This window comes from Pseudomonas sp. JR33AA, assembly GCF_021378985.1.
GTDB lineage: Bacteria > Pseudomonadota > Gammaproteobacteria > Pseudomonadales > Pseudomonadaceae > Aquipseudomonas > Aquipseudomonas alloputida.
In genome coordinates this window covers 291,962-315,934 of the sequence record NZ_JAJSAW010000006.1, presented here as the reverse complement: position 1 = coordinate 315,934, position 23,973 = coordinate 291,962, and the positions used below count along the sequence as shown (strand labels likewise).

Below are 23,973 nucleotides of genomic sequence, written 5' to 3'. Positions count from 1 at the left end.
ATGGCTGGGCGAGCCTGTCGATGATGTACTGAACCCTGGCTTATCGAGGACTTACCGATGGAAAAATCAGCAAGCGGATGGCTCAATGGGTTCATAGGCGTCGCCATCTTTGCAGGCTCGTTGCCGGCCACCCGAGTAGCAGTGACGGCTTTCGAACCTACGTTCCTGACCTGTGCCAGGGCAACAATTGCCGCGATGCTGGGGGCGCTTTTTCTGATAGTGCTACGCCAGCCTCGCCCCAAACTGGGGGATTTGTCGCCTTTGGCCGTAACAGCGCTCGGCGTTGTTATCGGTTTCCCGCTGCTGACAGCATTTGCCCTCCAGCACATCACCTCTGCTCATTCCATTGTTTTTGTCGGGCTCCTGCCATTGTGTACTGCAGGGTTTGCGGTTCTGCGGGGCGGTGAACGGCCTCGGCCACTGTTCTGGTTGTTCTCGTTGACAGGTGCCGGGCTGGTCGCTGGCTATGCGTTGATGAACGGAGGCGAGGCATCGGCAGTGGGCGATCTGCTGATGTTGGCTGCGGTTGTGGTCTGTGGTCTGGGCTATGCCGAAGGGGCGCGCCTCTCGCGGACATTGGGTGGTTGGCAGGTGATCAGTTGGGCATTGCTTGTCGCATTGCCGGTCATGCTGCTGCTGACTGTGGTCAATCTTCCAGCCCCTGATGACTTTGCCAGGGTAAGTGCCCCTGCATGGCTCAGCTTTGGCTACGTTTCACTGTTCAGCATGCTAATCGGGTTTGTGTTCTGGTACCGAGGGCTTGTCCAAGGGGGAATTGCAGCTGTGGGGCAACTGCAACTCTTCCAGCCGTTCATGGGGCTTGGGCTGGCAGCGTTGCTTCTGCACGAGCATGTCAGCTGGACGATGCTGCTCGTGACGCTGGGGGCTGTCATTTGTGTTTACGGGGCCAGGAAATATGCCTAGGCACAGCGTCATGCCCCGTCAGAAAGTTGGGTCTAGCCACCTGATCCTTTATGTAAAAGGATCAGGTTTAACCTGACTTAGAGGCCCAGTTCAGTCAGACCTGGGTGGTCATCCGGACGGCGACCCAGTGGCCAATGGAACTTGCGCTCGCTTTCCTTGATGGGCATGTCGTTGATGCAGGCGAAACGGCGGTGCATCAAGCCGTCGGCTTCAAATTCCCAGTTTTCGTTGCCATAGGAGCGGTACCAGTTGCCCGAATCGTCGTGCCACTCGTAGGCGTAACGGACGGCGATGCGGTTGTCGGTGAAAGCCCAGAGCTCTTTGATCAAGCGGTAGTCAAGTTCTTTCTTCCACTTGCGAGTGAGAAAGTCCCGAGCTTCTTCACGGTTGTTTGCAAATTCGGCACGGTTACGCCATTTGGTGTCCACCGTATAGGCCAGGGCAATCTTTTCGGGTTCGCGGGTATTCCAACCATCCTCAGCGAGCCGGACCTTTTCAATCGCCGATTCGCGAGTGAAAGGAGGAAGTGGCGGACGAACGTGTTCGTTGGACATGGTGGTGCCTCCAATCTTTTGGATGGTTCAGTTGAGTGGGTATTTCTTTAACTTAAAGCGCTTGCGCGCTGCACGTTTTTGAGCAGGACCTTTGCGATTTCTCGTGCACTATCGAGCGCGGTGTAATCACCCATGACGTGGGCCACGGTTATCGTGCCCTCTATAATCAAAAGAAGTTGCTTGGCCAAGCCAGTCGGATCGTTAACACCTAATTCGTTGGTCAGTTCCAGCGTGTAGTCCAGCAGCTTTTGTTTATGCAGTTTTGCGATCTGTCGAACCGGATCGTTTGCGTCACCAACCTCTCCGGCGGTATTGATAAAAGCACATCCGCGAAAACCGTCTGACTCAAACCAACTTTTGAGTGCATCAAAAATACCAAGGATGCGCGCTTCTGGCGTTTGCGCTTTTTCGCATTCACTTCTGAACCACGTCATCCAACGTACATCGCGTGCATTGAGTGCCGCTGCTGCGACCTCGTCTTTATTCGCAAAATAGCGATAAATACTTTTACGTGCGACGCCCGAGGTCTTTACCAACAGGTCCATGCCCGTGGCGTGAATCCCGTTTTCGTAAATCAGCTTCTCGGCAGTCGCCAGGATTTTTTCGCGTGTATCGGTCATTGGCTTATCCATGTAGCCAGAGTAGAACGATCGTTCTCCCTGGTCAAGCAGCGCTTGAAATTATTCGATGGCGTGCAAGCGGGGCGCCGGGGTGTTTTCGATCAGGGGCGCGGGTTTCGCGCTGATCAGTTGCGCTCCAGTTCGGCGAAGCGGCTGGACAACCAGGCGTGCAGGTGCCTCACCGCAGGCGACAACTGCTTGCGGTGCGGGCACACCAGGCTCAGAGGCATGGCCGGCCCGGGGTAATCCTGCAGCAGCACGACAAGTCTTCCCGCCAGCACATCGTCGCTCACATCCAGCCAGGACTTGTAGGTTATCCCTTCGCCGCCCACAGCCCAGCGCCGGGCAATATCGGCGTCGTCGCAGAGCAGTGCGCCTCGCACTTGAACGGTCTGCGTTCCCAGTTGCCACTTGTCGTAGACCCGGCCCTGTTGCATGTACAGCAGGCACTGGTGTTCGAGCAGGTCTTCGGGGGCTTGCACGGTGCCTTGCCGCGCCAGGTACTCGGGCGAGGCCACCAGCACCTTGCGGTTCCAAGGTGCCAATGGCAGGGCTATATAGTTGGCGTCGGCGTTGAGGCCATAGCGGATGGCGATATCCACCGGATCGCGGAACAGATCGGCGATCTGGTCGGAAAGAAAGAAGCGCAGGTTCAACTGTGGATGCGCTCGGCGAAACGCCGTGAGCCACGGCAGCAGCACATTGCGCCCCAGATCGGAGGGCGCGGCCACCTGCAACGTTCCGCTGAGCTGGGCACTTTCCTGACGCAGGTTGTCGCGCCCGTGCCTGAGGGCTTCCAGGGCGATCAGGGCCGAGGGCAGGTACTGCTCGCCTTCGGCTGTGAGGCGCAAGCTGCGTGTGGTGCGGGCAAACAGTCGCACATCCAGCTCACGCTCCAGGCGTTTGACGGCTTCGGCCGCCTGGCCGGGTAGCAGGTTGGCCTCGTGGGCCGCCGCGGTAAAGCTGCCCAGCGCGGCGCTGCGAACGAAGATGCCCAGGTCGTCGAGACGGATCATTATCACTCCTGCAATGAAAGTGTTGACGGGCAGGGCCCGTTTTTCCCGGACGCCTGGCACGCCAGACTCACTGCCAAATCAAACCACATTCAGCAGCGAGTGCCTATGAAAGCGATCAGTTTCATCCACAAAGGTTTGCCAATCGAAGACCCTGCGTCTCTTCAGGACATCTTCATGCCCAAGCCCAGCCCTGGGCCCAGGGACCTTCTGGTCGAGGTCAACGCCGTGTCGGTCAACCCCGTCGACACCAAGGTGCGCGCCGGCACTTTCACGCGTGAGCCAAAAATACTCGGCTGGGACGCGGCCGGTATCGTCCGCGAAGTCGGGTCCCAGGTGACTCTGTTCAAGCCCGGAGACCAGGTGTACTACGCCGGCTCCATCGCCCGGCCCGGCAGCTACAGCGAGTATCACCTGGTTGACGAACGTATCGTCGGGCATCAACCGCGTACCCTGGGTGCCGCCCAGGCAGCCGCGCTGCCGCTGACGGCCATCACCGCCTGGGAACTGCTGTTCGATCGCTTGGGCATCGTGGAGGGCGGCGGAGAGGGCGACGCGCTGCTGATCGTTGGTGCTGCCGGCGGCGTCGGTTCGATGCTGGTGCAGTTGGCCCGGCAACTGACCCGCCTGACGGTTATCGGCACGGCCTCCCGACCCGAGACCGGCAACTGGGTGCGCGAACTGGGCGCCCATCACGTCATCGATCACAGTGCGCCGCTGCAAGGGCAGCTGTTGGCCCTGGGGATCGAGTCAGTCAGCCATGTCGCCAGCCTCACCCATACGGATCAGCACTTCGCGCAACTGGTTGAAGTGCTGCGACCTCAAGGTCGCCTGGGCGTGATCGACGACCCGCAGACCCTGGACGTCATGCCGCTCAAGCGCAAGTCGCTGTCGCTGCACTGGGAGCTGATGTTCACCCGCTCGCTTTACGAAACCGAGGACATGGTGCGCCAGCACGAACTGCTCGAGCGCGTGGCCGTGCTGATCGACCAAGGCATCCTGCGTACCACCTTGGGCGAGCATTTCGGCGCCATCACTGCCGCCAACATGCGCCGTGCCCATGCGCTGGTGGAGAGTGGCAAGGCGCGCGGCAAGATCGTCCTGGAAGGCTTCTGAAACCTGTTTGACAGACAACGGCGGACCGGCCGATCCGGTCTGCCAGGAGCTTGAAGTGAACCGACAAGATTACCCCCTCGTTTCCCTCGCCATCCTCAAGGCCAAGCCAGGCCAGGCACCAAAGCTCAAAGCGGCCTTGCTGGCATTGATCGAACCGACTCGGGCAGAGCCCGGCAACCGCGACTACATGTTGTTCGAACGCAGCGACGCGCCTGGGACGTTCTACATGCGCGAGGCGTTCGACCACCAGCAGGCCCTGGACGCGCACCTGACCACCGCTCACTTCCAGCAGTTTGCCGAGCAGGCCGAACAGCTGTTGGCAGAGCCCCTGCAACTGATCTTCCTTGACCCGGTGTCATCTGCCGTTGCGCCTTGTCCCTGAGGCAGGCCGGGCAACGCGACCGGCCAAATGCAGGTAATTCAAACTTCAAGCGTGAAGCAATGCCTCAAGCTGGCCCTTGCGGTCGAGACGCGCCAAGTCATCGAAGCCGCCGACATGCACCTTGCCAACAAATATCTGTGGGACGGTTCGGCGTTGGGACCGCTGCATCATTTCCGCCAGGTGCAGGGGTGACGCTTCAACATTGATTTCGTCAGGGGTGATGCCCTTGCTCGACAGCAGTCGCTTGGCGCTCAGGCAGTATGGGCAGTGCGGGGTGGTATAGACAGTCACATGGCTCATGGCGGTTACCCTCTTAGCGTGCCGATGGCGGAAAGTCGATATCGGTAGCGGCGATGTTGTTCAGGTAGTTGGTCAGGGTTAACAGCGTGACCTGTGCCACCACCTCCACGATCTTGCTATCAGTAAGGCCTGCCTCACGCGCTGCAGCGATCTGCTCGTCACTCAACTGGCCGCGCCGTGCAGTGATCTGCTGCGCCAGTGCGGCAACTGCGCTGAGTGTGCCGGCTCGGGCTTGCCTTACAGCCTCATCGCTCAAACCCGCCTTGCCGCCGAAGAAGGTGTGTGCGGCCAGGCAGTAGTCGCAGCCGTTGATTTCCGAGGTGGCGAGGGCAACGACTTCACGCTCGGCGGCGCTCAATGAGCTTTTACCCAACGCTTGGGCGAGGCCCAGGTAACCGTTGAGCGCCACCGGAGCGTGCGCCAGGGTCTTGAATGCGTTGGGAATGAAGCCGAGACCTTTTTGAATGCCTTCGAGGGCTGCGCGCGAGGCAGTGGGGGCCTGGTCCAGCGAAAGAGCGGTAATACGCGTCATGGTCGTTCTCCAATAGGTTGATTAACCGGCTTGTCTATCAAGCTTGGCGTCCATACTAGAGAGGCAGACTTTTCTTTCGGCTTCAGATCGTCGAAGTTATGCAACCGATCGTCTAAACCTGAGCGCGCTATGGACCGATTGTCGACACTGCTTAAACACTTCAACCTGCACGCGAGCGCGTTTCACCAGGGTGGGTTCTGTGGCACGTCCCACCTTGGGCAACACAGTGTCGGCCACGCGCATCTGTTGCGCTCTGGGCGTCTGGCCTTCAAGGACAAGCGCGGCCAGCGAATCGAGTTGACCGAACCCACCCTGATTCTGGCGGTGCGCCCGCAGGAGCATCACTTGCAGGCCACCGACGCCGATGAAGCGGAGTTGGTGTGCGCCACGCTGCAATTCGATGGCGGCGCCAACAATCCGCTGACCCTGGCTTTGCCGGACTACATCATCAAGCCCCTCGGCGAATTGCAAGGCCTTGATGGCACCCTTGACTGGCTGTTCGAGGAAGCCTTTGGAGACGCGTGTGGTCGTGATGTCGTTCTCAATCGCTTGTTCGAGCTGATGATCATCCAGCTGCTTCGCCACCTCATCGCCAGCCGCAGCATCGCCTCGGGCATGATGGCGGGTCTGGCCAACGTTCAGCTGTCTCGCGCGCTTATGGGAATCCACGATGAGCCGCAGCGCAATTGGTCCGTGGCGGAACTGGCGAATCTTTCTGGTATGTCGCGGGCAAGCTTTGCGTCGCACTTTCGCGAGATCGTGGGTATTACGCCTGCGGACTATCTGGCGAACTGGCGCATCAGCCTGACGCAAAAACGCCTTCGCGAAGGGCGCCCCATTGCCCTGATCGCCGATGAGGTCGGCTACGAAAGCCCGTCTGCGCTGGCCCGAACCTTTCGCCGCAAGGTCGGTGCAAGCCCGAAACAATGGCTGCAACAGGGGACGATATGACGCCTGGTCGACCCACTGCCACGCCAGGCAGTGAGTGAGGTCCTGCGCCCCATCGGGGTGCCTTACGCGTTCTCCCGAAGAAAATCGATAAACGCTATCGTCCTTGCCGAGCGGCGCCGCTCACGGCTGAACACGGCGCTGATCGGCAACGCGGTCGTCTGGTATTCGTCGAGCACGCTACACACGTCACCCTGCTCGAAGTCCGCAGCAAACAGCCATTGCGGAGACAGGGAGATGCCCAGGCCGCCGAGGACCATTTCACGAATGGCCTCGCTGTTGTTGCTGGTGACGTTGCCTTTGATTGCAACCTCAAGGGCTTCACCGCGACGGGAGAAGTGCCAGCGGTCGTAATGCTCAAGCAAGGTGAAGGCGATGCAGTTGTGGCCTGCCAGTTCGGTGGGCTTGCGTGGCCGGCCATGGCGATCGAGATAGGCCGGTGCGGCATAGACTCGCCGTGTGCTGGTGCCCAGGGGCACGGCCACCAGCCCCTCGCTCTTCACCACGCCAATGCGGATGGCCAGGTCGATGTTTTCCGTGAGCAGGTCTTCGTTGTAATCGTTCAGGCGCAGGTCGATCTGCACATCGGGGTGGCGCTGTAGAAAAGCCCCGATCAGGGGCGCTATGCACAGCCTCCCATAGCTGACCGGTGCGGCGATTCGCAGGGGGCCGGCGATCTGCTCCAGGCCGCTGGCGAAGCTGCGCGTGGCATGCTCTAGCTGGCTGAGGATCTCCTGACAGTGGCTGTAGAAGCGTTGCCCTTGATCGGTGAGGGCGAGGTGCCGGGTGCTGCGGGCAAACACGGCGCCGCCCAGGTATTGCTCCAACGCACGGACCTGCTTGCTGACTGCCGGCTGCCCGATGTTCAGCTCCCGAGCCACTGCCGAAAACGAGCCGCGCTCCACGACGCGCACGAAGATGCGCATGCTGTCGAACAGATCCATCGTGATTGGGCCTCTTTGGGGAATAGGTAATATGCAAATTTAGATTCTTATCGGAATAAGAATGACAGGGCAACCTGTAAGTGTCCACTCATTCAGAGGTTCCCATCATGAATCAGACCATGCTTGCCGCTATCGCCGAATCCGCCCAGACCCCGCTGGCCGTGCGCCACATCGCCCGCCCTGTGCCTTGGAAGGGGCAGGTCTTGGTGCGGATTCACGCCGCCGGGGTCAACCCGCTCGACACCAAGATTGCCATCGGTGCGGGTGCTCATGCCCGTCAGGCGTTGCCGGCCGTGCTCGGCCTGGATCTCGCCGGTACGGTCGTCGAGCTGGGCGAGGCGGTTGATGGTTTCACGCCTGGCCAGGAGGTCTTTGGCATGGCCGGCGGCATTGGCGGCGCCCAAGGCACCCTGGCCGAATACATCGCCGTGGATGCCAGGCTGATTGCATCAAAGCCGCATGCACTCAGCATGCGTGAGGCTGCCGCGCTGCCGTTGGTGTTCATCACCGCCTGGGAAGGCTTGGTAGATCGCGCCAATGTGCGTAGTGGTCAGCGTGTGCTGATTCATGGTGGCGCAGGTGGGGTCGGCCAAGTTGCGGTGCAATTGGCCAAGGCTCGCGGTGCCGACGTCTACGCCACCGGTTCGGCGGGCAGTCTCGACTTTATTCGCTCGCTGGGGGCCACGGCGATTGACTATCAGACGCAGCCTGTAGAAGCCTATGTCGAACAGTATACGGCTGGGGAAGGTTTCGACATCGTATACGACACCGTTGGCGGCAGCACGTTGGACGCGTCATTCAACGCAGTAAAGCCTTATACCGGGCACGTACTCAGCTGCCTCGGTTGGGGCCAGCACAGTCTCGCGCCGTTATCCTTTAAAAATGCCACCTACTCGGGGGTATTTACCCTGACGCCGCTGCTCACCGGCAAGGGACGCGAACACCATGGCAGTATCCTGCGCGAGGCAGCTGTTTTGGCCAATGCCGGGCAACTGGCGATCCGGGTGGACCCGCAACAGTTCGCCTTGGAGGAGGTCAACGACGCATTCCGACAGGTCGCGCAAGGTCGCGGTCGGGGCAAGACAGTAATTCAGTTGATAAGTGAATAGTCTCCAGAGCTTTATCAATCTGTAATGACCCGCCAGAAACGCCCGCTTCAAGCCTTGGCTGGCCTTCACAAACAACAGCCAAGGTGAGCGTGGCGTTTCACGCGCACATGCCCCAGGCCGTGAATTGTTTGGAGATCATCGGATTTGGTGGGCGGCAATTACTGCGTCTGCGACGTCAGTCGTCGACCACGGCGGATCGGCCGCTTCCTTGCAATGCAGATGTGCTGCGGTTTTCAAACTCGCCGTGATCGCGGTACCACGCCACGGTGTCGGCGATTGTCAGCTCCAGTGCCCGGAAAGTCAGCCCAAGCGCCTGTTCGCTCTTGCGGTGGTTGAAACGGGTGCGGTCCTGCTCTCGCACCAGTAGGCGCAACGTGGCCATGCTCAGCAGAATGGGTCTGCCGGTCAGGCGCGCATAGATCTCCTGCACAGCCGCCAAGGTGTATAGAAAGGGCAGCGGTATTTGTCGGGCTGGTGTCTTGACGCCCGCCATACGTCCTAGAACAGGCATCAGTTCGCGCATTGTCATATGTCGACCCGCCGCGAGATAGCGCTCACCTCGGCGCCCATGTCTGGCTGCGGCAATCTGTGCCAATGCCACATCGCGGGCATCAACAATGGAAAAACTGCCAGGGATCAACCCGGGCAACTTGCCCTGTACCACATCGTTGACCAGTTGACCCGAGGACGTTGGGCCAATGTCGCCAGGCCCCCACATCCAGCCAGGCAGGACCATACAGGCATGCATCTGGGGGTGGCTCTCCAGGAATGACAACACGACACGGTCGGCGAGGATCTTGCTGCGGTAGTAGTCATCGGCGTCGGCGTCGGCCCTGAGGCAATTTTCATCGATGGACGTGCCAGGTGCGCCGTTGAGCACCGCAATGGAAGACGTATGGATGAACCGTCGAATGCCGGCGCTGTAGGCCTGTTCAAGCAGGCGCCGCGTACCTGACACGTTTATCTGTTCGAGCTCCTTCCAGTGGCTGCCGCCCTGGTAGTTATCGCGAAAGAACGCCGCTGTGTGAAACACCGTATCGCAACCTTGCAGCGACGCTGCGAATGCGTCGACCTCGGCCATGTCCCCAACGACCAACTCCACACCCGGCAGGTTGTTGAACTGCTTTTCACCTTTGGTTTTTGAACGGACCAGGCCTTTGACCGTGTAGCCGCAAGCGACCAATTCACGCACCAGGTTGTTGCCCAGCAAACCGGTTGCTCCGGTCACAAATACGCTGCGCATGGCCGCTGGATCACATCGATTGAAAGCGTCAGAGGCGTGCTTCGGAAAGGCGTTGGGGGTGATAGTCATAAAGTCCAGTCCATGGGTATCGGAGGGCCATAGATATACCGTTGAGGGTGCTTTCGAAAAACAGCAATCTCTGCATAATGGCTTTGCATATTCGCAAAGCCAGGAATGAATCACCGTATGATGTCGCACGCCAATTGGGATGATCTTCGCCTCCTGCTGGCCGTCTCGCGACGTGGCAGCTTTCTTCAGGCTGGACAATTGCTCGGTATCGCAGCTTCTACATTGTCACGCCGCCTGACCCAACTTGAAATTGCAGTGGGCGAGCCACTTGTCGAGCGGGGCGTTGAAGGGTGCCGTCTGACGTCCCGGGGGCAATCCCTGGTGGAAGTCGCTATCGCTGCAGAAGCCGGTTTGAGGCGGCAAACCCTTTCTGGCACATCGCAGCAGCCTGCCGAGCTGTCCGGCAGTGTGTTGGTCAGTGCAGGGGAGGGGTTCTCGGATTACGTTCTGGAGGCGATAAGGCGCTTCACATCCCTGCACCCGCGTTGCTCAGTGGAGCTAACGGTGGCCGCCGACTTTCACAAGATCGTCCGCGGCGTGGCAGATGTTGCTGTGCGCACTGCCCATCTGGGTGAGCCGTCGCTGATTTATCGACCCATAGGCCGGCTTGCCTACGGCATTTTTGCTGCCCCGGGTTATGTGAAGCAAATACCAGGCGTGACGCTTGCCACGGCGGTCAGTATTTCCTTGCTTCCCCCGCTGGATATTTTGCCGCAGATGCGTGCGGCAAAGGCCGCGGGTCTGGACCGCGCGCAGATCAGCGTGAATTCGTTCGCTGTGCAACTCCAGTCGGTGAGGCGAGGGATGGGGGTGGCTGTGCTGCCCCGTATAGCGGCTACCGATTTGGTCGAGTTGTTCCCGCATCTCCAAATTCCAGATATGGAGATCTATTTGGTGACCCGGCCTCAGGCCTTGAAGCAGGCGCACATCAAGTGTTTTTTTGACATCCTGGAGCGGGTGCTGCTCGAAGCCGTGTCCTCGGCAAATGTCGACGGCGGTTCCACTAGCCACCTGTTAACGCAATGACGCCTGCAGTTTCATGAGTGACCCGCAGGCGGTCTTCGGCCGAAGACGGCTGTTGCTGCACGCCTACGGGTTCTCAGGCTGCAGAGATCGTGTCAACTTTCATCAGGTGTGACCATGCGCATGGGGCGCGTGCCGATCCTCGCCCCCGTCACCTCGTCCACGGCCACAGCTTTGATTTCTGTGCCTGTTTGCGCGTCGAAGAAGCGGGTCAGCTTACCACCGCCTCGGTATTGCCGGCCCCAAGCACCAATCATGAACAGCACCGGGAGAAAATCGCGACCCGCAGCGGTCAGCAGATACTCCTCGCGAGGCGGGTGCTCCGAGTAGCGCCGCTTCTCCAGTAGTCCCTCCTCCGTCAGTGCCGCCAGCCGGCGGGTCAGCATTGTCGGTGCAATACCCAGGCTCTTGCGGAATTGGTCAAACCGAGAGAGGCCGGCATGGGCATCGCGCAGGATCAATATGCTCCAGGCGTCACCGGCCACAGCCAGGCTGCGGGCGATCGGGCACGGGTTATCACAACTATTTTTCACGTCCATACTATTTTGATAGTGACCTGCCTTCAAAAGGGGAGTATTGTCTGTATCAAATTGATAGTAACACCTCGATGATGAGCCATCCACCCGTTAGAGCCGAACCATGCAAGCACTGACCTTCAAGCGCTATGGCAAGTCACCTGAGATCGGGTTGGCCGAGGTTCCCCGTCCCACGCCAAAGGCCGACGAATTACTGGTGCAAGTCCACGCCGCCGGCCTGAACCCGATCGACAACATGATTCCAACGGGCATGTTCAAGCCTGTGTTGCATTTCCAGCTGCCAGCCACCCTGGGCAGCGATCTGGCTGGCATCGTGACCGAGGTTGGTAGCAACGTGACCCGCTTCAAGCCAGGCGATGCTGTCTTCGCCAGCATCTTCGATCTTGGCACAGGGGCGATTGCTGAATTCGCGGTTGTGCCGCAAAGCGCCGCCGCGCTGAAACCGGCCAATCTGAGCTTCGAGCAGGCCGCGTCGATCCCGATGGTCGGCCTCACCTCCTGGCAAGCGCTTAATGACCGCCTCAAGCTTCAGGCCGGGCAGAAGGTGTTCATTCCTGCCGGTTCGGGCGGTATCGGTACGTTCGCCATCCAGTTGGCGAAACACCTTGGTGCAAAGGTGGGCACCACCACCAGCACAGGCAACGTTGAACGGGTGCGCGCTCTGGGGGCGGACGAGGTTGTGGACTACACGACGCAGGATTTCGAGACCGTGCTGCGCGACTACGACGCGGTACTCGGAACCCTGCGGGGGGATGCGATCGAGAAATCCATGTCCATCCTGAGACCCGGAAGCCAGATTGTCTCGCTCATTGGCCCACTGGATGTTGCGTTCGCCCGGGCCAGACGCCTGAACGTCTTCCTGACCTTCGTATTCGGCCTGATGAGTCGCAAGATCGTGCGCCTGGCAAAGAGGCGGAATATCAAATACTCGTTTCTTTTCGTGCACCCCGACGGGGCCCAACTCGCCGAAATCGGCACACTTCTGGACGCTCAGCGAATCCAGCCGGTGATCGACCGGATATTTCCCTTCGAAGACGCCAAGGGGGCGCTTGAGTACCTTGCTCAAGGGCGCTCCAAGGGCAAGGTAGTAATCAAGATGTGACTGCCGCCGTGTTTCTCACACAACCATCGCCATAAAGGTAACTTCCATGCTCACACGTCCGACCGTACTCATCACCGGCGCCTCCAGCGGCATTGGCGCCACCTACGCCGAGCGGTTCGCCCGTCGTGGCCACGATCTCATTCTTGTTGCACGCGACACATCGCGCATGGAGGCGCTTGCATTACGTTTGCGCCAGGAAAGCAATGTGGCGGTTGAGGTGCTGCCCGCCGACCTGACAAGCTCGGCAGACCTGTCCGTCGTTGAACGTCGACTGCGCGATGACGCCAATATCGGCGTGTTGATCAACAACGCGGGTATGGCACAATCGGGTGGTTTCCTGGACCAGTCTGCCAAAGCTATTGAGCGCCTTATCACGCTCAACACCACCGCGCTGACACGGCTCGCTGCTGCGATCGCGCCGCGCTTCGCGCAGTCGGGCACTGGTGCGATCGTCAACGTGGGTTCCGTGGTGGGTTTTGCGCCCGAGTTCGGCATGTCCCTCTACGGCGCTACCAAAGCCTTCGTGCTGTTTCTGTCACAGGGGCTGAGTCAGGAGCTGTCATCCAAGGGCGTGTACGTGCAAGCCGTGCTGCCGGCAGCGACCCGTACCGAGATCTGGGCGCGTGCCGGCATTGACGTCAACACACTCCCGGAGGTGATGGAGGTCGGTGAGCTGGTCGATGCTGCACTTGTCGGTTTCGACCGTCGCGAGTTGGTAACCATCCCGCCACTTCAGGTTGCCGAGCGCTGGACTGCACTGGAAGGTGCGCGCCAAGGGCTGATGTCTGACATTCGACAAACCCACGCGGCTGAACGATATCAGCGCTGACTGTGAACGCGTGACTGTGCACGAATGATCGAATCCGCCACCCAGGAACAATGACCACCGGGCTCGACATCGACCCGGTGGTTTTTCACCACCTTACCAATTGTGCGTATAACTGGCAGTCAGTACAGTGCCTGGCGCCGGCAAGTGGCTGGTGTTGTTGTTATTGCGCAGCAATTGGCTGTAGAGCGGGTAATAGGCGCGATTGAACAGGTTCTGGATGCCGACGCTTACCTTGTCGTCAGCAGAGATCTGGTACTGGCTGACCAGGTCTACTGTCGTATAGGTACTTACCTGATGCCGACCAAAGCTGTCCACACCGTCGAGCCTGTAGTCCTTGGCGTCGAAGAACGTGGCTTGCAAGCGGTTGCTCCAATCCAGGCTCGGCTTGTACTGAACGTAGGCAGTCAGCTTCAGGGGGGGAACACGATAGCCGGTCATGTCTTGCCAACCTTTGCCGTCCGGCTTTTCTCGCCCGCGCATCCAGGTCGCACTCCCCCCTGCGCCCCACACCGCATCGTCCGATAGCCAATCGGCACTGGCTTCAGCGCCGTAGATACGCTCCTTGGTGCGGGTCAGAATCAAGCCATTGTTGAAACTTTGCACGTCCCCCAGTTTGGAGGTGGTGTAGAACAGCGCCAGGGTGCCGAGGGTGTTGCTACCTAGCGCTCCTCGCCAGCCAAGCTCATAGTTGTTGGTCTTGACCGGCTCCAGGTTCGATGCGCCGATGTCGAAGCCACGGCGCGCATTGCGCAACTGAATGCCCACGTCGGGCAACTGGAAGCCTTGGCTGAAGGAGGCGTAGATTTCCTGGCCGAGTACCGGTGAGTAGACAATGCCCAGGTTCGACAGCACCGCATCGTAATGAATGTCCCCACCCTTCACAGCCACAGGGGAGGCAGCCGTGGATTCGGACAAAGGAACGAAGTCATCGAATTCGGCGGTGGAGTATTCGTAGCGCAGGCCGCCGTCGACCGACCAGTGCTCATCGAAGCGATGCTGAAGCTGCGCGAACGCACCGGCGCTTCGGGTCTTGAGCAGGGGCATGTAGGTGAGCTTGCCGGTCTTGTCGAAGACCAGGCCGCCACTGGCGTCATAAGCCGCGGGGTCGAAGACGTCGAGCGGCATGTCGCTGCGCTCCTGGTTATAGTCGCCACCCCACACCAGCTCGGTACTGCCGCTGTCGCCAAGTGGCGTGCGCAGGGTCAGGCGGCTGCCGAACACTTCGCTGTTCTGCATGATCTGGTCCACGTTGCCGCCGCGGGTTGCAACGGCCCGGGCGTCGAACGGCGTGAAGCGGGTGAAGTAGTCCCGGTAGTACATCTGGGCGGAAAGCCGGCTGCCGAGAATGTCGAGATTCTCGTACTCCAGGTTCAACAGTGTGTTGCGAATGCGGTTCTGTTCGTCGAGATCCAGGCCCTTGACCGCATTGGCCGGCACCGAGCCTGGGGGAAGTTTCGCGACGCGTGGGTCTGTTGCGTAGTCGGTGTCCTGGCGGGCGTCGTAGTGGCTGATGGCGAGCTGGATTCGCTGGTTCTCGTCAATGTGCAGCCCCAACTTGCCGCCAATGTTGTAGATGTTCGAATCGAACAGGTCGCCCTGACTGGGTTCCGGAGCAATTCGGTCGCCTTGCGCATCGTACGAGGCACCGATGTGGCGGGTACCGAAGTCGAACGCGTAGTCCACCGCGCCCTGAGAGCCTGCAAAATACTGCTGGAACTGGCCCCCCAGGCCATCGCTGCCCAGGCGGGTAAGTGGCGAGGTAGCGCTCAGGCTGGTTTCGGCACGGTTTTCACCGCCAGCAGGTCGTGTAGTGATGGCGATGATGCCCCCCGTGGCACCGCTGCCGTAAATGGCACTGCTGCCACGGATGACTTCGACCCGTTCGATCAGCGCCGGGTCGATGTTGGCCAGGTTGCGCGAAGAGTCGCGGTTGGTATTGAGCGGCACCCCGTCGACCATGACCAACATGCTGCGCCCGCGCAGGGTCTGGCCATACTCAGTGATGGTGCGGCTGGAGTCGGACATGCCCGGAATCGCCTTGGCCAGTACCGTGGCCAGGCTCTCTGAACCTTGGCGCAGCTCCTGCAGTTGTTCATGCTCGAGAACAGTGGACTGCCGCGTCGCGGACACCAGGCTACTGCTGGTGCGCGAGGCCGTGATTTCCATCTGCGCCATTTCCACGGGTACGCTTTGGGTTTCGGGGCTGGGTGCAGGGGTGCCTTGCGCGATGATGACGAAGGTGCGCTCATCCTTGGCCCGTACTTGCAGGCCACTGTCCTTGAGCAGCGTTTGAAGTGCTTCCTCAGGTGTGAACCGCCCCTTCACCGCGGGCGCGTTTTGGCCTGCACCGAGATCGCTGGCAAAGATGATCTGTACCGAAGACTGCTGCGCAAGAGCGTTGATGGCCTCCCCCAGCGGCGCGGCAGGGAGATCCACGTTCACCCGTTCCCGGCCCTGGGCCGACATTGCGATGAGCAGGCTACTGGCAAGCAATGACAGGCGTAGTTGGCGACTGCGGAGGGGAAAGTGCACTTCTCGAGTTCCTTTTTTTTGGTTGGGCTTTTTTCAATAGCCGCCATGGGAATCGAGAAACCCTACCTGCGCTTGAGCATTATTTTTTTGTCGATTTACGTTGAATCCGGACGCTGCCATCCTCTTGTTTCAACACGGCGACCGGCAGGATGCTCGGTAACAGATCCAGCAGCAGGTCGACATGGTGCGTCTCGAAGACCCCTGTCACCTTGAGTGCAGCCAAACTTGGGTCGCTCAGCTCAATGGATGCCTTGCGATAGTGACGCAGCAACGACACCGCTTCATCCAGCGGCGTCTGCTCGAACACGATGCGATCATCTTTCCAGGCCATCGCCTTGGCGGCGTCGACCTTCGCCACTGGCATCAGGTGCCCGCCAATGGAGTCGACCTGTTGCCCTGGCCTGAGGGTGACAGGCGCTTGCGCGGCAGCTGCCACGGCCACGTTCACTCGCCCACGGGCCAGGGTCACACGAACCGCCTCGTTATCCAGGCGGCGAACATTGAACAGCGTACCGAGCACTTCGACTTTCGCCAGGCCTGCAGACACTACGAAGGGGCGGTACACGGCCGAGGACACATCGAAAAGGGCCTGCCCAGCGCGCAGGTCGACTTCGCGGCTGAGCAGGCGCCAACTGATATCGACATGCGTGCCACTGTCGAGCAGCAGTTTGCTTCCATCGCTCAGCAGCACAGCGCGCCGCTCACCCATGGCGGTAGCGAAACGCTCGCTCTTGTAAGCCGGGTTCAACCAGGCCAGGGCTGCAAAAGCGATCGCAACCGCTAGCGTGATACCTGCCGACTTCACCGCTTTCGAGGGGGCCGGCCTGTTCGGTGGCAGGGGGAACAGATGCTTGAGCTCTTCGCGATGTCGCCCCAGCGCTTCGTCCAGGGGCGCCTGTTCGGGCTGCTTGGTCATGGATGCACCTCATCACGCCCAAGCCGTTGCCTGCACGCCGCCAACCCCAGGCGGAGGTGCTTTTCCACTGTCTTGATGGAAATACCGAGGCGAGCGGCGACTTCTGCCTGGGGAATTTCGTGAACTTTATGCATGACAAAAACGGCCTGGCAGCGAGGAGGGAGGCCTGCGATAGCGCTCACGAGCAGTTGAAACTCGCGCTCGCTGTCATACCGGCTCATCGGCGTGGCTGCCGGGCAGGCTACCTCCGGGAGCTCGGAAACCGCCTCTACCCAGGCGCCTCGGCGTCGATCGCTACGATAGCGGCTCACGGCGGTGTCGTTGGAGATTTTTCGTAGCAACGCCAGCGGGGTTCGAACGTTTTCTTTCTCACCGCGCTCAAGCAGCTGCACACACACGTCATGCACGACATCGCGCGCCAGGCTTCTGTCGCCGAAGCGTCGGCGAATGTGGTCCACCAGGTCGTCATAGTGACGTACCAATGTAGACAGCAGCGTCGGTTTGGCGGGATCGAACGACACGATGCATCCTGAAAAAAGGTAAGCCGCGAAAACAAGACGCAAGTGTAAATGAGAAATAGTTGCGAATAAACAAGCGACAGCGTCGAGCCATGCCAAATTCACAGGAAGGTCAGGAACAGTCAGTTCGTTGGCAATGGCGCTGGCTTCAAGCTCAGCGCTTCGACATGAGTAATTCTGTCGGACAATCCAATAAGTTAGGTGCTATATTTTTGGGCATGGACCAGATAGTTACATCCTGACCGTTCGGTTAGTGACAGCGTGTCGGCGCTCAGCGTGGTCTTTAGGGAAAAAGGCGTGTGAATTGACGTGAAGCGTGACATCCACCTTGTTGTGCTACTGCTATCGGTCATAGGTTTTTCGCTTGCCTCGCTAACGCTGTGGAAGGTCATGGCCTCTCGCGAGCGCGCCCTGGAAGACATCAATGTCCATGGCCTGAACCTGACCCAGGCACTGTCCACCTATTCGGAAGGTATCGTCCGACAGAGCTCGATGTTGCTGCTCGGCCTGGTTGAGCGCCTGGAAACCGAGGGCGCCGGGCCTGCGCAGATCGAACGGCTGGGTCAGTTGGTCAAGCGTCAGCAACCCTTGATGCCGCCAATGAGCGGCATCACCATCTATGCCAGGGATGGGCGCTGGCTCATGTCGTCCAACCGTCCGACCCCCGTCGGCGCCAACAGCAGCGACCGGGAATTTTTCATCCACCACCGTGACGACCCGTCCCGCGACCCCTTCATCGGCCTGCCAATCCGTAGCCGCGTCACCCAGGAATGGGTGATCACCATAAGCCGGCGATTCAACGATGAGCGCGGTGAGTTCGCCGGCGTTGTTGCCATGACGTTTGGCGTGGAAAACTTCCTGCAGCTTTTCGGCAAGCTGGACGTTGGCCATGACGGTGCCATTGGGCTGGCCTTTACCGACGGCTCCATGCTGGTGCGCTATCCGTTTCGGGAACAGGACATGGGGCGCAACTTTTCGAAGTCGCCAATCTTCGCCAAGTACCTCATCGACCAGTCAGCCGGCACCGCTTCATTCACCTCCAGCCTGGACGGCGTAGAACGCCTCTATGCGTTTCGCAAGAGTGACAAGCTACCCCTGGTGACAACGGTCGCGCTGGGCAAGCAGGAAGCACTTGCAGCCTGGCGGCTCGAGGCGCTGCTGTCATCGCTGGTGGTCGCTGCGCTGCTGGCACTGACCGGAACCATTGGCTGGCTGCTGATTCGAGCCATGAGCCGGCGAAGTGCGGTCGAAAACGAACTTCGACTGACCCAACAGCAGTTGCTTGAGAGCAACCAACAGCTCGAAAGCCTGGCGATGCACGATGCGCTGACGGGGCTTGCCAACAGGCGCTGCTTTGACGAAACGCTGACCCAGGAGATCCGCATGGCCCATCGAAACGGGACCCCGCTGGCCTTGCTGATGATCGACATCGATTACTTCAAACGCTACAACGACACCTATGGGCATCCGGCTGGTGACGCCTGCCTGCAGCAGATGGCTTACCTGCTCAGTTCCTGCATCCGCCGCCCTCGCGACCTGCTGGCGCGCTACGGGGGTGAGGAAATGGCCGTGATCCTGCCCGATACCGACATCGACGGAGCAGCCGTTGTTGCCAGGCTGATGCTTGAGCGCCTGGCCTTGCAACCTGTCCCTCACGAAGGCAGCCCATTCGGGCATGTGACCGCCAGTATCGGCATCGCCTGCTCCGATGGCACGACCCTCGACAGCCCGCCATCGCTAATTGAACGCGCCGACCGGGCGCTCTATATCGCCAAGCAAGCGGGCCGCAATCGCCTGCATGTCGACGGGGCGAATGTATAAAGCCAATGACAGGTGTAGCGCTCAACCGCACAGCCAATTGCCCAAGGTTCAATATCAGGGGGGCCGCCCTTGACGAAGGGCAGGGTCCGACAGCTGCCCGTCGTAGATGACCGGAAGATCTGTAGCCAAGGCCGCTGCGCGGCCCCAACATGGCCATCAAGCCTTGGCGGCAGGCCGTACCCGGAAACTGACACCCATACGGTTGAAAGCGTTCATTGCGGCAATCGCCGTTGTCAGGTCGACCAGATCCTTTGCTGCAAATGCCGCCAATGCGGCTGCATAGGCTTCATCAGAGACGTGAGTCTCACTTACCCGCGTAACTTCCTCGGCCCAGGCCAATGCCGAGCGCTCTTGCTCCGAGAACAGATACTGCGCTTCATGCCACACCGGTATCAGCAGCAATTTGTCCACCGACATGCCTTCTTTGATCAGATCGCGAGAATGCAGATCAATGCAATGTGCGCAGCCGTTGAGTTGAGAAACCCTGAGAAAAACCAGATGGATCAGTGAGGGTGGCAGGTCTGTCCCAGTGGTTACGAAATGATGCAGTCCCCCGAGGGCCTTGGCGGCGCCGGACGATGCTGCAAACCAATTGAGGCGACTCATAGGTGTTGTCCTTGCAAAGCGTCAGCGACATTGGAGAAGAAAGCCTGTACCTCACCGTATCCACGCTCTCTGGCAGTATCCAGAGACGCTTTCCCCTTGGCAGTACCTTCAACGCTGAAGTAATGCACTTGGTTGAGGCCGATGGTCGCAAGGACGGCAGTCAGGTAAGGGCGCAGAAAGTCGGGCTGTCGGGCACTCGGGCCATTGATGTAGCCCCCGCAAGCAATAGCGACATAGACCGGTCGATCCACCAACGTACCGACCTTCCCTTTGGCGGTGCTCAGGAACGTCTTGCCCACGCGCACTACATGATCAATCCAGGCCTTGAGCGGGGCGGGCACGCTGTAGTTGTGCATTGGCCTGGCAATCAGCAGTACGTCGCACGCCTGCAATTGGTCGATGAGTGCGTTCGAACGGTTCAGCGTCCCCTCTTGCTCTCCCGCTGAGACCGCTCTTTGATTGGCCAGCGTCTGCGCGTATGAGGCATCGACTGGAGCTAACGTGTGAAGATCGAAATCCGTCACTTCGATACCGCGTCTGCCAGCATGGAGGGCCAAGGCAAACAGAATTTGCTGGGACAGTTTGAGACTTTCCAAACTGTCACCATTGGGGCTGGCGACCAGGCGAAGAACGCTCAACGGAACAATGGGCTGCCTGTGTGAATTCATGTAATTGCCTCAATTTGATAACGGCGAGCGTCATGGCGCATCGAACTGTTTTTGAAAGCGCAGTGCACTGTTGTGCAGGCCTTCACGGGAGTAGAAACGTTGGGCTCGGGCGTTGGCCAAACCGGTATCAAGCACAAGGCGGGCGCAGCCACTGGCGCGCGCCAACCGCTCCAAGGCCTGCAATAACCGCGCTCCCCAGTGATGACCTCGCTGGGTTTCAGCGGTTACGAGATCGTCGACATACAGGAATGTGCCGTAGACCAGATTCTCCTGGAGGCGATAACCGGCCAATGCCACCAGACTGCCTGAGTCGAAAGCACCTACCAGAAGATATCCCTCAGTGCGCATACGCTCCACGCGGCTGATGAAGTCGGCTTCGCTAGCCAGATGAGGGCGCAATTGCTGCATCACCGGGAACGCGGCATGCAGGTCGTGAGAGGTATCCAGAGGGCGCAGGTTGGCGTCAGCCAGATCGAGCACGCTGGGTATGTATGGGTGAGGAGTGAGTGTCATGAACGCCAGCCTCCGTCAGTAGGTGATGGCGCTATCTTGAACTAGGATTAGCCCACTTGATTGTGCCAAGAAATGGAATAAGAACTAGGCCATGACGACTTCAACTTCGCCTTCTTTCGCCCCTCTGGATGAGCGATCCAACTCTCCTTTGTATCGTCAGCTCTACCACCGAGTGCTGACCGCCATCGCTGCCGGCACGCTATCTCCCGGCGATCGCTTGCCATCAGCGCGTGCCATGTCAAAGGAACTAGGCGTTGCGCGCGGCACCGTCGAACTTGCCTATTCCTTACTTGCCAGTGAGGGCTACCTCCTGGCGCTCGGACAGAGAGGCACGGTGGTCAATCCCGAGTTGCGCACGCCTGAACGGTCGGTCAGCGCAGTGACCCCAACGCTGGAGGTGATAGAGGATTCTGACGCCATACGTCGACCGCTACAGCTGTTGCCGTTCCAGATGGGTGTGCCAGCAATGGATGCATTTCCGCGAAAAATATGGGCACGTCTCGGTGCTCGATATCTACGCGGCATGCGTCTGGGCGATCTGGACTATCCGGCGCCCCACGGCCTACCGGCATTGCGCAGCGCCATCGCCTCGTATTTGCAGATGTCCCGAGGTATCGATTGCGGTGCCCATCAGGTGTTTATCACGAGTGGTTGGCGACACAGCCTGTCCTTCGTCGCCCAGACGTTGTTGCAGTCAGGCGAGTGCGCCTGGGTGGAAGACCCGGGTTATCCCACTACACGCCAGGTACTTCGCCAGTTCGGGATGGGCTTGGAGGCAGTCCCAGTGGATGGTGATGGGATGAATGTGGAACAGGCTATCGCTACGTCCAAGCCTGCGCAGGTAGCCACGGTGACACCGGGGCATCAGAGCCCGCTGTCAATGGCCTTATCGCTGCCTCGACGGCAGTTGCTCCTGGATTGGGCGGCCCGCACCGGCGCCTGGATTGTCGAGGACGACTACGACAGCGAGTATCGCTATGTCAGTCGTCCGCTTCCAGCGCTCGCCAGTCTGGATCGCAATGGGCGGGTTCTGTATGCCGGCACCTTCAGCAAGGTGCTGTTTCCCGGTATCCGCCTGGCTTACTTGGTGGTACCCCAGGCGCAGGTAACGGCGTTTGAACGCGTGGGGCGGACGTTATTTTCCGCCGGTTCACCCTCCATTACCCAGGCCCTGGTGGCGGCGTTCATCGCAGAGGGTCATTTCACCCGCCATATCCAGCGCATGCGCCGGCTCTATAACGAGCGACGGGTGATGACCATTGAAGCGCTGGAGCGGAGTCTGCCGAAGGGCGTTCAGGTAGATCGCTCCCCAGGCGGCATGCATTTGCTGCTGCGTTTACCGGAAGATACAAACGACATCGCCCTGGCCAAGCAATTGTTGGCAAGGGGCATGTCGGTACAGGCATTGTCGCGCTGGTACTTATCGTCTCAACGTCATTCGGGGCTGCTGCTGAGCTTTACAAACTGCGCCACGGCTGCCCAAAGCGAGCAGCTTGGCGCTTTGATCAGCAAGATGCTCAGTTGAGGTTGGCCTTGGTCAACCCGAATGCCTCATCGGACGAACCCGGGATCGTCTGAAAGGCAACATTCAGGCGATTCCAACCATTGATCGCGACGATCAGGAACGTCAAATCCGACAAATCCTGTTCGGCAAAGTGTTCACGCACCTTCGCATACACGCTTTCAGGAATGCCATGGGGCGGCAACTGGGTCAGGGCTTCGGCCCACTCCAACGCGGCGCGCTCGACAGGCGAGAACAGCTGCGACTCACGCCAGGCGGCAACGTGGTGAAGACGCAACTCGCGCTCGCCATGAATCTTGGCCTCTTTCACATGCATATCCACGCAGAACGCACAGCCATTAAGCTGGGAAGCCCGAAGCATGATGAGGTGAGCAAGCTCGGCCAGAAGCGGCTTCTTGCTCAGGTGCAGGGTAAGCTCCACCAGCTTGTTGGAGGCCTGGGGCGACAGTTTGAAGTAATCAATACGGCTTTTCATGGGTAGTTGCTCGCAGTGGAAAGGTGTTGTCGGTGCCCACTGTAGTTATGCATGGCCCTGCCTGACAGAACCAAGATTGCGACTTCGAACTAGGCCATATTGGCTCGACGGATATTGGACCCGTCCTGAGTGGCGCTGACTTTGGAGGGCGATCCTAGCTGTTGATTGGCATCCGCGAATGTCAGCTTGGGGTCGATAGCGGCCCTCTCACAGGTGACTGGCACCTATAGACCCAACGCTGCCCGTCAGGGAAGGCAGCAGTCCACCAAAAGCAGACGTTTAGTCTGGTATCTCAATCAGTCATAATGCTGCTCCGGAAAGTGCGAAAGTTAATGAATTCATGTTTGATCAATACTTGAAACGGTGGGAATTGACCATCGACGGTGATGCTTTCGCCTCGCTGAATGGACATCTACTGCCCGTTCGCCACCACGGCCTACCAGCCATGCTCAAAATTTCGCAAGAGCTAGAAGAGCAAGCGGGCAACCTGCTCATGGCCTGGTGGGACGGTGAAGGAGCAGCCCCCGTGCTGGCACATGACGGTGAGGCTTTACTTTTGGAGCGTGCGAAGGGTTCGGTTTCCCTTGCGCACATGGTGAGCTGCGGCCAGGACGACGAGGCTACTCGTATTATCTGTGCGGTGGTCCGCCGCCTCCACATACCACGTACAAGACCGCTGCCTGCTTTAGTCCCCCTGGTTAAACGGTTCGACGCCTTATGGAGCGCAGCGGCAACGCACAGAGGTATCTTTGAACGTTGCGCAGATACCGCCCGCCAACTTTTAGCTGCGCCCCGCGAAGTCACGGTGCTGCACGGCGACATCCATCACCGAAATGTCTTGGACTTTGGCGCCAAGGGATGGCTCGCTATCGATCCTAAGGGACTGTACGGTGAGCGCGGCTTCGATTACGCGAATATTTTCTGCAATCCGGATAGCAAAAGCGCTTTGGCTCCAGGTTGTTTCGAGCGTCGTATAGGGGTTGTGGCACACGCCTCCGAAATTGATCGTCGGAGGTTGTTGCAGTGGGTGCTCGCATGGGCGGGGTTGTCAGCAGCCTGGATGCTCGAGGACGACATTGAGCCAGATGCCCCCCTTGAGGTGGCGAAGCTTGCAGCGTTGGCGCTCGGTTTATGAGTTTTACGGTATGGCGAGGCCAG

General features: G+C 59.5%; 26 protein-coding genes. 11 read left to right on the top strand and 15 right to left on the bottom strand.

What is annotated here, in order from left to right; all coding sequences use genetic code 11:
- Positions 1-57: 57 nt before the first annotated feature.
- The gene (locus LVS58_RS13045) at positions 58-924 is read left to right on the top strand and encodes a DMT family transporter (RefSeq protein WP_233691440.1); all 867 of its coding nucleotides are present in this window, start codon (positions 58-60) and stop codon (positions 922-924) included.
- Between the two features lie 77 nt (positions 925-1,001).
- Here LVS58_RS13045 and LVS58_RS13040 read toward each other — a convergent pair whose 3' ends face one another.
- From LVS58_RS13040 to LVS58_RS13030, 3 genes are all read right to left on the bottom strand, one after another.
- Complete coding sequence (locus tag LVS58_RS13040; protein ID WP_233691439.1) at positions 1,002-1,478, bottom strand: nuclear transport factor 2 family protein; 477 nt, start codon at positions 1,476-1,478, stop codon at positions 1,002-1,004.
- Positions 1,479-1,525: 47 nt separating this feature from the next.
- Entirely contained in the window at positions 1,526-2,110 is a 585-nt protein-coding gene (locus LVS58_RS13035; RefSeq protein ID WP_442796459.1) for a TetR/AcrR family transcriptional regulator, read from the bottom strand.
- A gap of 113 nt (positions 2,111-2,223) precedes the next feature.
- Positions 2,224-3,114, bottom strand: coding sequence for a LysR family transcriptional regulator (locus tag LVS58_RS13030; RefSeq protein ID WP_233691437.1), 891 nt, complete (start codon positions 3,112-3,114; stop codon positions 2,224-2,226).
- Between the two features lie 105 nt (positions 3,115-3,219).
- On the opposite strand from LVS58_RS13030, the gene LVS58_RS13025 reads away from it, so the two are divergent.
- Positions 3,220-4,227: a zinc-binding alcohol dehydrogenase family protein gene (locus LVS58_RS13025; protein WP_233691436.1), complete on the top strand. Its 1,008-nt coding sequence runs from the start codon at positions 3,220-3,222 to the stop codon at positions 4,225-4,227.
- Between the two features lie 55 nt (positions 4,228-4,282).
- Positions 4,283-4,609 (top strand): putative quinol monooxygenase, encoded by a 327-nt coding sequence (locus LVS58_RS13020; protein WP_233691435.1) that lies wholly within the window; start codon positions 4,283-4,285, stop codon positions 4,607-4,609.
- Between the two features lie 45 nt (positions 4,610-4,654).
- Here the strand turns inward: LVS58_RS13020 and grxC are convergent, their stop codons facing one another.
- Complete coding sequence (gene grxC / locus LVS58_RS13015) at positions 4,655-4,909, bottom strand: glutaredoxin 3 (RefSeq protein WP_233691434.1); 255 nt, start codon at positions 4,907-4,909, stop codon at positions 4,655-4,657.
- 13 nt (positions 4,910-4,922) lie between these two features.
- Positions 4,923-5,441: a carboxymuconolactone decarboxylase family protein gene (locus LVS58_RS13010; protein ID WP_233691433.1), complete on the bottom strand. Its 519-nt coding sequence runs from the start codon at positions 5,439-5,441 to the stop codon at positions 4,923-4,925.
- A gap of 129 nt (positions 5,442-5,570) precedes the next feature.
- On the opposite strand from LVS58_RS13010, the gene LVS58_RS13005 reads away from it, so the two are divergent.
- Positions 5,571-6,392: an AraC family transcriptional regulator gene (locus tag LVS58_RS13005; protein ID WP_233691432.1), complete on the top strand. Its 822-nt coding sequence runs from the start codon at positions 5,571-5,573 to the stop codon at positions 6,390-6,392.
- 62 nt (positions 6,393-6,454) lie between these two features.
- Here LVS58_RS13005 and LVS58_RS13000 read toward each other — a convergent pair whose 3' ends face one another.
- The gene (locus LVS58_RS13000) at positions 6,455-7,333 is read right to left on the bottom strand and encodes a LysR family transcriptional regulator (protein WP_233691431.1); all 879 of its coding nucleotides are present in this window, start codon (positions 7,331-7,333) and stop codon (positions 6,455-6,457) included.
- Between the two features lie 107 nt (positions 7,334-7,440).
- Here LVS58_RS13000 and LVS58_RS12995 point away from each other — a divergent pair, with 107 nt between their 5' ends.
- Positions 7,441-8,442 carry a zinc-dependent alcohol dehydrogenase family protein gene (locus LVS58_RS12995; protein ID WP_233691430.1) on the top strand — a complete coding sequence of 334 codons (1,002 nt, stop codon included), beginning with the start codon at positions 7,441-7,443 and terminating at the stop codon, positions 8,440-8,442.
- 175 nt (positions 8,443-8,617) lie between these two features.
- Here LVS58_RS12995 and LVS58_RS12990 read toward each other — a convergent pair whose 3' ends face one another.
- On the bottom strand, positions 8,618-9,685 hold the full coding sequence (locus tag LVS58_RS12990) for an SDR family oxidoreductase (RefSeq protein ID WP_233691456.1): 1,068 nt from the start codon (positions 9,683-9,685) through the stop codon (positions 8,618-8,620).
- A gap of 186 nt (positions 9,686-9,871) precedes the next feature.
- Here LVS58_RS12990 and LVS58_RS12985 point away from each other — a divergent pair, with 186 nt between their 5' ends.
- Positions 9,872-10,780: a LysR family transcriptional regulator gene (locus LVS58_RS12985; protein ID WP_233691429.1), complete on the top strand. Its 909-nt coding sequence runs from the start codon at positions 9,872-9,874 to the stop codon at positions 10,778-10,780.
- A 92-nt stretch (positions 10,781-10,872) separates the two neighbouring features.
- Here the strand turns inward: LVS58_RS12985 and LVS58_RS12980 are convergent, their stop codons facing one another.
- Positions 10,873-11,316 carry a winged helix-turn-helix transcriptional regulator gene (locus tag LVS58_RS12980; protein ID WP_233691428.1) on the bottom strand — a complete coding sequence of 148 codons (444 nt, stop codon included), beginning with the start codon at positions 11,314-11,316 and terminating at the stop codon, positions 10,873-10,875.
- A gap of 100 nt (positions 11,317-11,416) precedes the next feature.
- Here LVS58_RS12980 and LVS58_RS12975 point away from each other — a divergent pair, with 100 nt between their 5' ends.
- Positions 11,417-12,415, top strand: coding sequence for an NADP-dependent oxidoreductase (locus tag LVS58_RS12975; protein ID WP_233691427.1), 999 nt, complete (start codon positions 11,417-11,419; stop codon positions 12,413-12,415).
- A gap of 46 nt (positions 12,416-12,461) precedes the next feature.
- Complete coding sequence (locus LVS58_RS12970) at positions 12,462-13,244, top strand: SDR family NAD(P)-dependent oxidoreductase (protein WP_233691426.1); 783 nt, start codon at positions 12,462-12,464, stop codon at positions 13,242-13,244.
- A 93-nt stretch (positions 13,245-13,337) separates the two neighbouring features.
- Here LVS58_RS12970 and LVS58_RS12965 read toward each other — a convergent pair whose 3' ends face one another.
- The 3 genes from LVS58_RS12965 to LVS58_RS12955 form a co-directional block, all read right to left on the bottom strand.
- Complete coding sequence (locus LVS58_RS12965) at positions 13,338-15,776, bottom strand: TonB-dependent siderophore receptor (RefSeq protein WP_233691425.1); 2,439 nt, start codon at positions 15,774-15,776, stop codon at positions 13,338-13,340.
- A gap of 79 nt (positions 15,777-15,855) precedes the next feature.
- Positions 15,856-16,692, bottom strand: a complete 837-nt coding sequence (locus LVS58_RS12960; protein ID WP_233691424.1) for a FecR family protein — start codon at positions 16,690-16,692, stop codon at positions 15,856-15,858.
- Entirely contained in the window at positions 16,689-17,213 is a 525-nt protein-coding gene (locus tag LVS58_RS12955) for an RNA polymerase sigma factor (RefSeq protein ID WP_233691423.1), read from the bottom strand. The genes LVS58_RS12960 and LVS58_RS12955 overlap by 4 nt, the downstream gene beginning before the upstream one ends.
- A 306-nt stretch (positions 17,214-17,519) precedes the next feature.
- Here LVS58_RS12955 and LVS58_RS12950 point away from each other — a divergent pair, with 306 nt between their 5' ends.
- Positions 17,520-19,031, top strand: a complete 1,512-nt coding sequence (locus LVS58_RS12950) for a sensor domain-containing diguanylate cyclase (RefSeq protein ID WP_233691422.1) — start codon at positions 17,520-17,522, stop codon at positions 19,029-19,031.
- A gap of 156 nt (positions 19,032-19,187) precedes the next feature.
- Here the strand turns inward: LVS58_RS12950 and LVS58_RS12945 are convergent, their stop codons facing one another.
- From LVS58_RS12945 to LVS58_RS12935, 3 genes are read right to left on the bottom strand one after another with little or no spacing between them, the layout of a single operon-like run.
- Positions 19,188-19,637, bottom strand: coding sequence for a carboxymuconolactone decarboxylase family protein (locus LVS58_RS12945; RefSeq protein ID WP_233691421.1), 450 nt, complete (start codon positions 19,635-19,637; stop codon positions 19,188-19,190).
- Complete coding sequence (locus tag LVS58_RS12940) at positions 19,634-20,305, bottom strand: FMN-dependent NADH-azoreductase (RefSeq protein ID WP_233691420.1); 672 nt, start codon at positions 20,303-20,305, stop codon at positions 19,634-19,636. The genes LVS58_RS12945 and LVS58_RS12940 overlap by 4 nt, the downstream gene beginning before the upstream one ends.
- A gap of 30 nt (positions 20,306-20,335) precedes the next feature.
- Entirely contained in the window at positions 20,336-20,818 is a 483-nt protein-coding gene (locus LVS58_RS12935; RefSeq protein ID WP_233691419.1) for a GNAT family N-acetyltransferase, read from the bottom strand.
- A 91-nt stretch (positions 20,819-20,909) separates the two neighbouring features.
- Here LVS58_RS12935 and pdxR point away from each other — a divergent pair, with 91 nt between their 5' ends.
- Positions 20,910-22,343 (top strand): MocR-like pyridoxine biosynthesis transcription factor PdxR, encoded by a 1,434-nt coding sequence (gene pdxR, locus LVS58_RS12930; protein WP_233691418.1) that lies wholly within the window; start codon positions 20,910-20,912, stop codon positions 22,341-22,343.
- Here the strand turns inward: pdxR and LVS58_RS12925 are convergent.
- A complete protein-coding gene (locus tag LVS58_RS12925; protein WP_233691417.1) occupies positions 22,336-22,815 on the bottom strand; it encodes a carboxymuconolactone decarboxylase family protein in 480 nt (159 codons plus the stop codon). The two genes, pdxR and LVS58_RS12925, sit on opposite strands and share 8 nt — an antisense overlap.
- A 340-nt stretch (positions 22,816-23,155) precedes the next feature.
- On the opposite strand from LVS58_RS12925, the gene LVS58_RS12920 reads away from it, so the two are divergent.
- Entirely contained in the window at positions 23,156-23,950 is a 795-nt protein-coding gene (locus LVS58_RS12920) for an aminoglycoside phosphotransferase family protein (RefSeq protein ID WP_233691416.1), read from the top strand.
- Positions 23,951-23,973: the final 23 nt, after the last annotated feature.